The sequence below is a fragment of the Peribacillus sp. Bi134 genome (genome assembly GCF_918698065.1).
Lineage (GTDB): Bacteria > Bacillota > Bacilli > Bacillales > DSM-1321 > Peribacillus.
The window spans coordinates 308,397-321,532 of record NZ_CAKKLN010000009.1; the positions used below are offsets into that span (position 1 = coordinate 308,397).

General features: G+C 42.4%; 14 protein-coding genes. 12 read left to right on the forward strand and 2 right to left on the reverse strand.

The features are described 5' to 3' along the window. The first annotated feature begins 14 nt into the window (after nucleotides 1-14). The 3 genes from LQ188_RS21780 (at nucleotide 15) to LQ188_RS21790 (ending at nucleotide 3,021) form a co-directional block, all read left to right on the forward strand. Entirely contained in the window at nucleotides 15-710 is a 696-nt protein-coding gene (locus LQ188_RS21780) for a CoA transferase subunit A (protein ID WP_230178213.1), read from the forward strand. Nucleotides 711-727: 17 nt separating this feature from the next. Then, nucleotides 728-1,375, forward strand: a complete 648-nt coding sequence (locus tag LQ188_RS21785) for a 3-oxoacid CoA-transferase subunit B (protein ID WP_137023111.1) — start codon at nucleotides 728-730, stop codon at nucleotides 1,373-1,375. A 722-nt stretch (nucleotides 1,376-2,097) separates the two neighbouring features. Further along, entirely contained in the window at nucleotides 2,098-3,021 is a 924-nt protein-coding gene (locus tag LQ188_RS21790) for a peptidoglycan-binding protein (protein ID WP_230178215.1), read from the forward strand. A 75-nt stretch (nucleotides 3,022-3,096) separates the two neighbouring features. Here LQ188_RS21790 and LQ188_RS21795 read toward each other — a convergent pair whose 3' ends face one another. Then, nucleotides 3,097-3,945: an HAD-IIB family hydrolase gene (locus LQ188_RS21795; protein ID WP_230178216.1), complete on the reverse strand. Its 849-nt coding sequence runs from the start codon at nucleotides 3,943-3,945 to the stop codon at nucleotides 3,097-3,099. A gap of 141 nt (nucleotides 3,946-4,086) precedes the next feature. Between LQ188_RS21795 and LQ188_RS21800 the strand changes: the two genes are divergently transcribed. After that, a complete protein-coding gene (locus tag LQ188_RS21800; protein WP_230178218.1) occupies nucleotides 4,087-5,076 on the forward strand; it encodes a LacI family DNA-binding transcriptional regulator in 990 nt (329 codons plus the stop codon). Nucleotides 5,077-5,319: 243 nt separating this feature from the next. On the opposite strand, the gene LQ188_RS21805 is transcribed toward LQ188_RS21800, so the two are convergent. After that, nucleotides 5,320-5,841 carry a GNAT family N-acetyltransferase gene (locus LQ188_RS21805; protein WP_101223183.1) on the reverse strand — a complete coding sequence of 174 codons (522 nt, stop codon included), beginning with the start codon at nucleotides 5,839-5,841 and terminating at the stop codon, nucleotides 5,320-5,322. 163 nt (nucleotides 5,842-6,004) lie between these two features. Here LQ188_RS21805 and LQ188_RS21810 point away from each other — a divergent pair, with 163 nt between their 5' ends. The 8 genes from LQ188_RS21810 to LQ188_RS21845 form a co-directional block, all read left to right on the forward strand. Further along, nucleotides 6,005-7,486, forward strand: a complete 1,482-nt coding sequence (locus LQ188_RS21810) for a sigma 54-interacting transcriptional regulator (protein WP_230178220.1) — start codon at nucleotides 6,005-6,007, stop codon at nucleotides 7,484-7,486. 269 nt (nucleotides 7,487-7,755) lie between these two features. Then, entirely contained in the window at nucleotides 7,756-9,192 is a 1,437-nt protein-coding gene (gene ablA, locus LQ188_RS21815; RefSeq protein WP_230178234.1) for a lysine 2,3-aminomutase, read from the forward strand. A gap of 2 nt (nucleotides 9,193-9,194) precedes the next feature. Then, complete coding sequence (locus LQ188_RS21820; RefSeq protein ID WP_157831034.1) at nucleotides 9,195-9,461, forward strand: YokU family protein; 267 nt, start codon at nucleotides 9,195-9,197, stop codon at nucleotides 9,459-9,461. Between the two features lie 65 nt (nucleotides 9,462-9,526). After that, nucleotides 9,527-10,390, forward strand: coding sequence for a putative beta-lysine N-acetyltransferase (gene ablB / locus LQ188_RS21825; RefSeq protein WP_101223181.1), 864 nt, complete (start codon nucleotides 9,527-9,529; stop codon nucleotides 10,388-10,390). Nucleotides 10,391-10,403: 13 nt separating this feature from the next. After that, nucleotides 10,404-10,634: a ferredoxin gene (locus LQ188_RS21830; protein ID WP_061464616.1), complete on the forward strand. Its 231-nt coding sequence runs from the start codon at nucleotides 10,404-10,406 to the stop codon at nucleotides 10,632-10,634. A 79-nt stretch (nucleotides 10,635-10,713) separates the two neighbouring features. Then, a complete protein-coding gene (locus tag LQ188_RS21835) occupies nucleotides 10,714-12,081 on the forward strand; it encodes an aspartate aminotransferase family protein (RefSeq protein WP_101223180.1) in 1,368 nt (455 codons plus the stop codon). Nucleotides 12,082-12,091: 10 nt separating this feature from the next. Next, nucleotides 12,092-12,790 carry a CoA transferase subunit A gene (locus LQ188_RS21840; RefSeq protein ID WP_290370135.1) on the forward strand — a complete coding sequence of 233 codons (699 nt, stop codon included), beginning with the start codon at nucleotides 12,092-12,094 and terminating at the stop codon, nucleotides 12,788-12,790. Continuing rightward, on the forward strand, nucleotides 12,775-13,136 hold a 362-nt coding region (locus tag LQ188_RS21845), incomplete at its 3' end, for a CoA-transferase (protein WP_290370136.1). The genes LQ188_RS21840 and LQ188_RS21845, both read left to right, overlap by 16 nt.

Genomic DNA, 13,136 nt, shown 5'->3' on the forward strand with positions numbered 1-13,136 from the left:
GGAGATGATGGAAAATGAGTAAAATATTAACATCTTTTGATAGCGCTATTCAACAAATCGAGGATGGAGCAACCATTATCGTTGGCGGGTTCGGATTAAGCGGAATTCCAGAAAAACTGATCATTGCTTTGCGTAACAAAGGTGTAAAGGATTTGACGATTGTCAGCAATAATTGTGGAGTCGACGATTGGGGTCTAGGTCTTTTGCTTGAAAACAAACAAATCAAAAAAATGATCGCTTCTTATGTAGGGGAAAATAAGTTATTTGAACAGCAATTTTTAAGTGGCGAGCTGGAGGTCGAGCTAGTTCCCCAAGGAACGCTGGCCGAGCGTTTAAGAGCGGGCGGAGCGGGAATTCCTGCCTTTTATACAGCTACAGGAGTAGGGACGGAAGTGGCAAAAGGTAAAGAACATAAAGAGTTTGATGGCCGCACATACATTATGGAAAAAGGAATAGTCGGAGATTTTGCCTTTGTAAAAGCCTGGAAAGCAGATCATTTCGGTAATCTTGTATATCGGAAAACGGCAAGGAATTTTAATCCTGTCGTTGCCACCGCAGGGAAAGTCACGCTTGTCGAAGTGGAGGAGCTTGTGGGCACAGGGGAGCTCGATCCGGATGAAATTCATACTTCAGGAGTTTATGTACAGAAAGTGCTTGTAGGGAATGACTATGAAAAACGAATTGAAAGACTTACAACTGCTAACGCATAAAAAAGGAGGAGTATCGAATGACTAGACAACTAATCTTAGAACGGGCCGTTAAAGAAATCCAAGACGGTATGTGTGTAAATTTAGGGATTGGAATGCCGACCTTGATTGCCAACATGATCCCGAATGACTTTAATGTCATGCTTCAATCGGAAAATGGCTTACTGGGAATCGGCCCTTATCCACAAAAGGATGAAGTCGATCCGGATTTGATCAATGCAGGAAAAGAAACAGTAACCGCAAAAGCAGGGGCATCATTTTTTGATAGCGCTGAATCGTTTGCAATGATTCGCGGCGGCCACATCGATCTAGCCATTTTAGGCGGGATGGAAGTTTCCGAAAATGGGGACTTGGCAAACTGGATGATTCCAGGGAAGATGGTAAAAGGAATGGGAGGAGCGATGGACCTCGTCCAAGGCGCAAAACGTATTGTTGTCATCATGGACCATGTGAACAAGCATGGGGAATCCAAAGTGAAAAAGAACTGTACATTGCCATTGACGGGAGAAAAAGTCGTCCATTGCCTGATTACCGAACTGGCTGTTTTTCAATTTACAGAAGCTGGCATGGAATTGATTGAACTGCAAAATGGCGTAACACTTGATGAAGTGAAAAGCAAAACAGAGGCCGACTTTACAGTTAGCCCCTCTATTGAAATTAAAGCGTAATTTAAAGAGAAAAATAAAATAATACATGATTAGACTGCTTTCATTCGCAAACGGGCGAACGGAAGCAGTCTAATTTTTTTTGTGGAATTCCCTTTCTATAATGATGGAACGACAGGCCTTTTAACCTCAGTTATCAATACTTGGCAGACAGTCGGCGGAAAGGGAGGGGATTTCTGAAAGAGGATATGTGTAATGATTTCCACTCCAGGCACTCGCTTTCCGCGGGCAGTCCGGGAGCCTCCTCGACGCTTCGCGCCTGTGGGGTCTCCCTTGGACGCGCTTTTCCCGCAGGAGTCTCGTACCTTCCGTTCCAATCAACTGGACTTCTTTTTTAAGAAATATTGTAGGGGAACTGGCACTTCTCTCCATTCGTCTAGAGTCTGGCGGTTCCATCAATTTTTCGGCAAAAGGAGTCTCGGATTGCTCACCCCGAACCAAGATATTAAAAAGTAAACATGATTATCTTTCATATTTTTTACTAGTCTATACCGATGCAACCCGCAATAGATAGAAGAAATATGCGACACTTCTGCCGAGTAACTGGCTAGCCGAGACCCCGGAGACGCTTGCGTCGAGGAGGCTTGGCAGACAGTCGGCGGAAAGGGAGTGGATAAATAACATATCACTTCTATTCTCTATTAAATGAGAACAAACTTTTCCAACTCTGCTACTTTTTCGTTAAAAAGTCTTATATAAACTTTGATGGGAACTTAAAAGGAGGGATGACAGTGAAAGTAGCATTACGGACATTATTGGAGCGATCAGTGAAAAAGATGGGCAAAGGGATGAATCCTGTTGTGAAGGCATCAGCATTGGAAATGGTCGAACGTGCTTATAATGAAGGAATCACGGTACAGATAAGTGCAGGTTATCGCTCTTTGGAAGAACAAGCCAACCTTTATGGTCAAGGACGAGTTTACAGCTACAAAGGAAAAAACTATAGTAATCTAGCTAAACCGATTGTGACGAAGGCTAAGCCTGGGCAATCCTATCATAATTATGGACTGGCTATTGACTTCTTCATAGTGAGTGATGATGGCAGGAGAGCGATATGGACAGTTAATTCAAAATGGCAGCGAGTGGCTGCCATAGGTAAGGGTTTAGGATTTAAATGGGGCGGCGATTGGAGTTCATTCAAGGATTACCCCCACTTGGAGATGACAGGCGGGTTATCATATACACAGTTACAAGCAGGAAAAGAACCCCGCCTTACCTTCAAATTAGAAAAAAGGGAAATGCAGAAAAGCGGCAAAGGAGATAATCATATCATTTCGATTCAACAAACGTTAAATGGCCGAAATGAAACGGCTATTGAGGGTGACGGCTTTTATGGCCCCAAAACTCGATCGGCCCTTATAAAAGGTTTACAAACGGAAATGAATAAGCAGTTCAATAAAAAGCTTGTTGTCGATGGGAAATGGGGACCTAAAACCAAAAATGCGATCGTCACCATAAAAAAAGGCGCTAGCTGCAATATCACATGGATCCTGCAAGCAACGCTCTATATGAAAGGATATAACCCTGGGCCCATTGATGGAGAATTCGGAAAAAATACCGAGACGGCATTATACAAATACCAAAGAGCAAGCGGGATATCCGCAGATAAGCTTGCAGGTAAAGAAACATGGAATGATTTGTTTGCTTGATATAGAATCCATACTGTTAGCAGAAAGTTAAAGCTGTGGCAAGAGTGTACCAACTACCTTTTTTCATTACTTATACTAAATATTAATTATGGATTGCAAAGTTCTTAATATTCCTTTAGAGTACGTACCTGTCGCTATTTTAGTATGAGCTTCCTTGGCTTCTTGAGTTGCATTCCCTACAAGGTAGCCATGTTTAACACTTTTTAACATGAGCAAATCATTTCCGCTATCCCCGAAAGCAAAGGCATGCTCCCGACTCAGCCCGAATTTATCTAGCATAAATCGTACAATCTCATTTTTACCAGTACCTAATGGGATAAAGTCTATATCATAACTATCTTCAGGATCGCCGGCAAGGGGATTACAACGATTGATATTTACCCCTATCCCATACTCTTTGGCCACCATCTGGATAGTGGATAAGTTCTTCTTGTCGACAGATTCATGTTGTATTTGATAATAATAATTTCTTTTATAGCGTGAACTTCCCATTTGAGTCTGAGGAATCAATGGTATATTGCCGTTGAGTAGAACATTATAAATTTCATCGACTTTCCGTTTATTAAATTCTTCGATATTAATCTGTGAATGCCAATCTGGATCATTTTCCAAAAAGTTATTTTCTGAGAAATAGGTGATTTCGGTACCTAAGTCACTTGCAATAAAATGGGGGAAAAATCTGAATCCACCATGTTCCATTTTATGTAATATTGATTCGATACTACTCCCAGTGACCCAGCCAAAGACAAGTTCTTCATCATTACTTTTTGCTTCTAAGTAATTTTCAAGTTCATATAAATCTTTCTGTCTCTCGTGACTCATGGAGTGAGGATAATAGGTTTCATCAAAATCACAGAATACAATGTATTTTGGGTCATCAACCTTTGGCAATAACTGAAACCCGCCCTTTTTATTCAATAACATAATAATCCCTCCATTAACTAAAAATATAACTTTTTAAAAATACAACTCAGCAGTAAAATTTTGTTAATATATTAGGAACGGTTTAATAATAACTTCTGAAATCGATAACATGTCAACCACTTATTACAAGGATGGGATTAAATGACGAGAATTAGCGAGATAGCCAAGATATGTAATGTCTCTAAAACAACGGTATCTAGAGTCTTAAATAATCATCCATATGTATCGAAAGATAAAAGGGAACAAATCTTAAAGGTCATGGAAGAGCTTGATTATGCACCAAGTTCACTAGCCCGGAATTTTAGGACAAATAAAACCCAAACCATTGCAATATCAGTCCCAAGTTTCGATCATCCATTCTTTGCCCAATTGGTTAAAGGAGTATCTCTAGCAGCCTTGGAAAATGATTATAAAGTTCTTATTTTTCAAACCTTTTATGATGCGAAAAATGAATTAGATGTTATGGGGAAATTAAAGAATAGAGAAGTAGATGGGGTTATTTTAGGAGCGTTAGAAAATGAATGGAATGTAATCAAGCCTTATTTGAAATACGGCCCAATTTTACTGTGTAATGAATACCATCATTCCGCCTCTATACCAATTATTGGTTATGATGAATTCGAAGCGACATACAAAGCTGTTAATCATTTAATAAAAAAAGGCCATAGGAAGATAGGTTTTTGCTACGATACTTCTTATAGTCAGGCTCAGATTCAAAGAAAAGAGGGGTTTTTAAAAGCTTTAGCAGATAATAATTTACTACATAATGAAGACTGGATATTTGGGCATGGATTTAATATTGAAGATGGATTCCGTATTTGTGATGAAATATTAAAATTAAAAGAAAAACCTACTGCTTTATTTACTGGAAATGATCAGGTCGCAGCAGGAATTATTAAAAAGGCAGCTATGTTGGGCTATAAAATACCGGAATACCTAGCTATAGTTGGTTATGATAATCAATCTATTTGCCAAGTCACAACCCCCACCATAACCACAATCGATATACCAATTATGGAATTAGGACAACGCACTGTAATAGAATTGATAAAATATTTAAGTAATGATTTGAAATTAAAGCGAGACGTTATTAAATTGCCTACCAAACTTAAAATCAGAGAATCAACCTAACCATCATTAAGATATAAAACTTCATTTTCAGGTTTTATCCTTTGAGCAGTATATGAATGGTTAGCGGATGGGATGTAATCCGACCTATCTCAGGAAAAATCCGACCTACCCCGGGAATAATTTGATCCACGCGGAAATAATTCGACATACTTCAAGCTTATCCGACCTACCCGGGAATAATTCGACTTTCCCGGGAAATAATTCACCTAAACCCAGCATAATTCGACTTCCCCTGGCAAGAATTCATTCAAGTTCGAGGCACCAATCATTGCATCGCATAAAGCTCCCCAGCGGGTATTCGAATTCACATTCGGAGATGAGGTTGAATCCGAGCTTGCGGCAAATCGCGTTTGATGCAGGATTATTGATGGAAGGGAAAGCGTGAATGTATTTGTATTTTCGTTCGGCTATGATTTTCTCTATCAGTGCCTTCACGGCATGAGATGCGATTCCTTTTCCTTGGAAGGAAGGGAGGACGCTCCAACCGATTTCATACACATTTTCATCGTTCCACACTTTTTGCCAGTAGCCAACGGAACCGGCCGCCTCTGCCTCTGGAAATGAGTTGATGCTAAACATGCATCCTTTATCTCCAATCTGTAGATACCGTTGATGGCGTTTCAGGACTTGTTCATTACTTTCTGGTCCGCCAAGATGTTCCATCATTTCTGGGGCATTTAGTTGAAATAGTAATTCAAGGTCTTTATCTTCCCACGGTTTAATTTCTATTTTCGTTTCTTTGCTTCGTTCTGTAATCCGACTCACCCCTAGAATTTTATATTTTCTTATATAATCTTCTTGGCTTAATGCGAGATTCCTTTATTTGACCTTAGTATTCTATTGCTTTTGTGTTGAAGTTTGATTTTAATAAGATTAAAGAGATGAATGTTTCCCATTAAATGCTATAATTTACAGGTGATTCTATCAAATGGCAGAGAACGGAGATGAAGAAATGAAATCTTCAGTAAATCAGTTTTCCACTCAATTTGAATGGATATTGAATGTGATCAATGTGGGTGTCCATATTGTGAATAAAGATGGGGATACGGTTTTTTACAATGAAATGATGGCACATATCGACGGGCTTGATCGTGAGCAGGTGCTGGGGGAGAATATTTTTCAGCTTTATCCTTCATTGACTGATGAATCCAGTACGCTGCATGTAGCATTGGAAAAAGGCAATGAAACGATTGAGTCCATTCAAACATATGTCAACTTAAAGGAGAAAAAGATAACGTCCATCAATAGTACGTATCCTTTGTATGAGGATGGTGAAATCATTGGTGCAGTGGAAATCGCAAAGGATATTACGAAGGTCATGAATATGTATGACCAAATTGTCGATTTGCGTTCCCAGCTTGCCGAGACCCATAGGAAAAATAAGTTCTCTGAAGGGACGGCGACCTATCATTTTAGTGATTTGATTGGTAATAGCCCTGCTTTTCAGCAAGCGATTTCCTTGGCGAAAAAAGCGGCCCGTACACATTCCCCAGTCATGATTTATGGACCAACAGGGACAGGGAAGGAACTTGTCGCTCAAAGTATACATAATGTAAGTGCTCAGCGAAATCAGCCATTCATCGCGCAAAACTGTGCGGCTGTTCCCAAGGAATTGATGGAGGGGCTGCTGTTCGGTACGACGAAAGGGGCTTTTACCGGAGCGATGGATCGCATGGGCATTTTTGAACAGGCAAATGGCGGTACCCTTTTCCTTGATGAGCTGAATAGCCTCGACCTTGGCCTGCAGGCAAAATTGCTGCGAGTGCTACAGGAAGGTGAGGTGCGCCGTGTTGGAGGTTCGAAAGAGCAAAAGATTAGTGTGAAAATCATTGCTGCGATGAACATTTCTCCAGAAGAGGCGTTGGAGCGGGGAATCATTCGCTCGGATTTATTCTTTCGCCTCAATGTCGTGACGATCCAGATGCCTTCTCTTTCGGAGCGTAAAACGGATATTCCGGAAATCGTCAATCACTTTATTCTAAAATTCAACAAATCATTTTTTACGGAAGTGCGCGGGATCAGTCATAAGGCGATGCAGCGGCTTCTTCAATATCCATGGCCAGGGAACATTCGTGAGCTGGGACATGCCATCGAGTTAACCTTTAACGTCATGGACGCTGGGGAAGATATGATTGATGAACATCATCTTCCTGCTTATCTTTTCCCGTCAGGAAATTATGCTGCAGCAAATGCGCAGAGCCAGCCTTCCCCATTGAAAAACAGGATTGATTTACCTGTCGTTCTTGAAGAAATGGAAAGGGAAATGATCATCAATATGTTCGAGAAATATAACGGGAATATCAGCAAAACGGCAGAAGCCCTGAATATTAAAAGGCAGGGATTGCAATATAAGTTAAACAAGTACGGCATTGAAAAAGTTTATACGGCAGGGTCGAAGGAAACCAAGTGAATTCAGGTTTTTTGGAAACGCTGTCACTTTCTTGATCATGATGTAACGTGAAGAGGGCTCTTGTGTAAAGAGAGCCTTCTTTTTTTATTGCCTGGCGCAAAGAATCTGGCTGCAAAAAATTATGCATAATGAAAAATATCTTGCGATTTTCAGCTAGGTTTCCCCCCATTTGCTTATGATTTCCTTGTTATCAATGTTGGCATCATTCTTGCGAGAGTATATATATAAGTTCTTAGAATAAGGGGGCATTTTAAATGAATTTGATGGGAATGGATGTAAAAAATAAAGAATACCTAGGTGGACGCAGGCATTATAATGATATCGAATTATGGAAGGATGTAACGGAAGAGCAGTGGAATGATTGGATCTGGCAATTGACCAATACGATTAAAACACTGGATGATCTGAAAAAGGTCGTCAACTTGACACCGGATGAAGAGGAAGGAGTCCGGATTTCGACTCAAACGATTCCGTTGAACATTACGCCTTATTATGCTTCATTGATGAATCCCGATGATCCTCGCTGTCCGATTCGTTTACAGTCGGTACCGCTTTCGGCAGAAATGAACAAGACTAGATATGATTTGGAGGATCCGCTGCATGAGGATGAGGATTCCCCTGTTCCTGGATTGACGCATCGTTATCCGGATCGGGTTCTATTCCTTGTAACGAACCAATGCTCCATGTACTGCAGATATTGTACGCGACGCCGTTTTTCAGGTCAGGTAGGCATGGGTGTTCCCAAGAAGCAGCTTGACGGGGCGATTGAATATATCCGGAACACTCCGGAAGTGAGGGACGTGCTGATCTCTGGAGGAGACGGCCTGTTGATCAATGATAAGATCCTTGAATACGTATTGAGTAACTTACGTGCCATACCGCATGTGGAAATCATTCGGATCGGCACACGTGCACCGGTCGTTTTCCCGCAGAGGATCACGGAAAATTTATGTAATATTCTGAAAAAATACCATCCAATTTGGTTGAATACGCATTTCAATCATTCACTTGAACTGACGGATGAAGCGAAAAAAGCATGTGATATGCTGTCGATGGCAGGGGTGCCGCTTGGTAATCAGGCAGTCATCCTGGCTGGTATCAACGATAGTGTACATATCATGAAAAAGCTTATGCATGACTGTGTTAAAGCGAGGGTTAGACCTTATTACATTTATCAATGTGATCTATCTGAAGGGATTGGCCATTTCCGGGCGCCGGTTTCAAAAGGACTGGAAATCATTGAAGCGCTGCGCGGCCATACATCAGGATATGCGGTGCCAACTTTTGTGGTGGATGCTCCTGGCGGAGGCGGAAAGATTGCCTTGACTCCGAATTACCTTCTTTCGCAAAGTCCGGATAAAGTCGTTTTACGGAACTTTGAAGGAGTGATCACAAGTTATCCGGAGCCGAAGAATTATGTTGCCGGCAGTGCGGATGCTTACTTTGATGAAGTGTATGGTACTGAGGATAGGAAAGAAGCCGTCGGGATTTCCGCACTCATGACGGATGAGAAATTCAACTTGGTACCAGAGGGCCTTCGTCGTCTTGACAAGAGAAAATCGTATGAAAGCACTGACGAACATGCTTCCTTGAAGGATCGCCGTGATAAACGGGATGAAATGAAGGAAAAATTAAGGTTAGCCCAAGAAAAAAAGAACGCCATGGCCGCTAGTGGCTCGGTGAAATCTGACTGCAAGGAGGAATGAAGATGGACTGCTTGTGGTGCAATGCCCCAAACGTAGAAGAAAGCGAAAAGAAGGATTGTTACTGGATCATGCCTGACGGGAAACGCTCAATAAAAGTCCTTCAAGTTCCAGCCTTGAACTGTCCTGAATGTGGAATCTATGTGTCTGATTCGATGAATCAAAAGGTGGATGAAGCCTTATCCATCTATGATGTGAGTGAATATCCTGATGAGTTTACGTATGATCAGCTTCTTCAGGCACCTATCAAAAAATTATTTAATTGGAAATAGAATGCCGGGAGAAGCGGATGATATGCATCTCTTCTCCCGAATTCTTTAAATAAGGGGGGTACATAATGCCTGTTCAAAAGCTGCCTTTTTTCACCCAAATGGAGACTGGGGATTGTTATACGATGGAACTCTATCATGATCATGCCAATCAGCGCTTACGCATGGATGATTATCGGGGAAATATCAAAAAAGCGATCGATCGGGCCCTTGCCATCGCAAAGGAGCAGGGCTTTACTAAAGTGATACTTAAAGCCAGGAATGAAGATTTATCCGTTGCATTGAGTCAGGGATTCATGCTGGAAGGAATATTGAGCAAGTATTTCAAAGGGAATGATGCCTATTGCATGGCCTTCTATTTAACGGATGAAAGGCGAACAAGTGATTTTTGGGTCAAGGAAGATAAAGTCATCCAAGATGTCAGTCAGATTCCTAGACTGATTGAATCTCAGCAAATGCCTGAGAATTATATCCTTCGGTTTGCTACGGAGAAAGATGCACAAGAGTTGGCCAATTTATATGGTGCTATCTTTGAAACCTATCCTACACCGATGAATGATGAGCGATATATCAAGAAAGTGATGGAGGAAGGTACGATCTTTAGTGTTATCGAATATGAAGGAACCATCGTGAGTGCTGCATCCGCGGAAGTGAATGAGATGTATCACAATGCTGAATTAACGGACTGTGCAACAATTCCCCAACATCGAAAGCATGGTTTCATGAAGGTGCTCATCTCCGCATTGGAACAAGAATTGTTCAGGAAAAACATTTATTGCTCTTATTCATTAGCGCGTTCATTGTCAATGGGTATGAACGCCGTCTTTCATCAGCTGGGATATGAATATGGAGGCAGATTAACGAAGAATTGCAATATTTGGGATAAGTATGAGGACATGAATATTTGGAGTAAAGATTTATCTTTCAAGTAGGAGGATCGTTTCTATGGCTAAATACACATGGGTTGATAAAGAAACCTGTATTGCGTGCGGGGCATGCGGTTCAACAGGTCCTGAAATTTATGACTATGACGATCAAGGGATCGCTTTCGTAATCTTGGATGATAATCAGGGGATTGCCGAAGTTCCTGAGATCTTGCATGATGACATGCAAGATGCTATGGAAGGCTGCCCTACAGAATCCATCCTGATTCAGGATGAGCCTTTTAGTTGGTAAACTAGTTTTTTTTAATCTGCGAAATTAATTGATTAATAGAATGAAGCACGTGGGTACGAACGTTAAAAGGAGAGATGACATGACACGCAATTATTTGATTAAGCCTACTTTAGATCATGACTATCCCACTATCTCTCATGGGAATGGAATTTATCTTTATGATACAGATGGAAAGCAGTATATAGACGGATCATCAGGTGCTGTTACGGCAAGTATTGGCCATGGTGTAATGGACGTTGTCGATGCAATGACGGAGCAGGCCCGCAAAGTTTCTTTTGCATACAGGTCTCATTTTACGAGTGAAGCCGCAGAGGCATTGGCCAAAAAGCTAAGTGATTTGGCTCCAGGGGATTTGAATTGGTCATTTTTCGTGAATAGCGGATCCGAAGCGACCGAAACGGCGATGAAGATAGCGATTCAGCATTGGCAAGAAAAAGGATATGAGCGTAAAAATCGTATCGTCTCCAGATGGACGAGTTATCATGGGATTACGATGGGCGCTTTATCGATGTCAGGTCATGTACCGAGGAGAAAGCGTTTTGTTCCGCTATTGGAAGATTTCCCTAGCATTTCCGCCCCCTACTGTTATCGATGTCCTTATAATAATGAATTTTCCGGCTGCAAGCTTCAGTGTGCAAATGAACTGGAAACAGCCATTCAAAGGGTCGGCTCCGAGAATATCGCAGCTTTCATCGCAGAACCGATCATCGGGGCATCCGCTGGTGCTGTAACACCGCCGGATGGTTACTATCAAAGGATTAAGGAAATCTGCGAAAACTATGACATTCTCTTTATCGCCGATGAGGTAATGACGGGAATCGGACGGACAGGAAAAATGTTCGCTATGGAACATTGGGGAGTTGACCCGGATATCATCGCATTGGGTAAAGGAATGAGCGCCGGTTATACTCCAATGGCAGCCACAATGGTTAGTGACCGTGTCATGGAGCCCATTTTAAAAGGCTCGAATTCAATCATGGCTGGACACACATATAGTGCAAATCCTCTATCTGCAGCCGTTTCATTGGAAGTGCTTTCCTACATTGAGGGAAATGACCTGGTTCAGGCAGCGGAAGAGAAAGGTCAATATCTATTTAAGAAGCTGCAAGGATTGGCTGGGAAATTCGACATCATTGGTGATGTACGGGGGAAAGGGCTTCTCCTCGGACTTGAGTTTGTCTCCAATCGGATTTCAAAAACGCCATTCGACTTGCAAATCGGCCTGACCACTAGGCTTGTCAATAAGGCGTTTGCGAAGGGATTGTTGATCTATCCTGCTGCAGGTGCGATTGAAGGAATCGCTGGTGATGCGGTTATCCTATCTCCGCCATTAATCATTACGAATGAAGAAATCGATCGCCTCGTCAAGATACTGGAAGCTTCCCTTGAAGAGTTGCAGCGTGAATTACACTCGGAAGGTTTGATTGAGGACATGCAGGCTATTTAGGAGGAACGGTATGAAGCAGGTCATTACGAAGAAAAACAAAATTGTGACCCTGGAAGAAGCACTGGAGCATATTTCCGATGGATGCACGCTCATGTATGGCGGATTTGGCGGAGTGGGGACTCCCCCCACGCTCGTGCAGGGTATCCTGGCCAAGGGTGTTAAGGATTTGACCTTGATTGGCAATGATACAGGATTTCCTGACATTGGCATAGGCCGGCTTGTGACTGCTGAAAGGGCAAAGAAAGTGATTGCCTCGCATATCGGATCCAATCCTAATGCCGGCAGGCTCATGACTGAAGGGAAGCTGCAAGTCGAATTTTCACCGCAAGGGACATTGGCTGAACGGATTCGTGCTGGCGGTGTAGGCTTAGGCGGGATTTTTGTCGATGTCGGGATTGGTACGATAGCCGAAGAAGGCAAGAGCAAGATTGTGATAGAAGGAAAAGAATACTTGGTGGAAACCGCTTTGACGGCTGAAGTAAGCATCGTCCATGCCAAAAAAGCTGATTCGCTGGGGAATTTAGTGTACGACAAGACTGCATGTAATTTCAATCCGCTGGTCGCGATGGCTGGAGCCTTCACGATTGCTGAAGTGGAGGAAATCGTTCCTGCAGGCGAATTGGATCCGGAATGTATTGCCACACCAGGCATTTATGTAGATATGGTGATTCCGACAAAAGGGGTGAATTGGAAATGGGCATGGCAGTAGATGTACGAAATCGCATCGCGAAACGCGCCGCCAAGGAAATCCATGATGGACTGATCGTCAATTTAGGCATCGGCATCCCTACCTTGGTGGCAGATCACATACCTCAAGATATCTCTGTGCTGTTCCATGCGGAAAATGGAGTTCTCGGTACCGGTCCAAGTCCTGATCCCGGGAAAGAAGATCCTGCCCTCTGTAATGCGGGAGGTTTCCCGATCACCACTGTACCGGGAGCTTCTTACTTTGACAGTGCAACGGCATTTGGAATGATCAGGAAAGGATACATCGACATCACCATACTTGGAGCCCTGGAAGTGAGTGAAAAAGGGGATTTGGCGAATTGGATCGT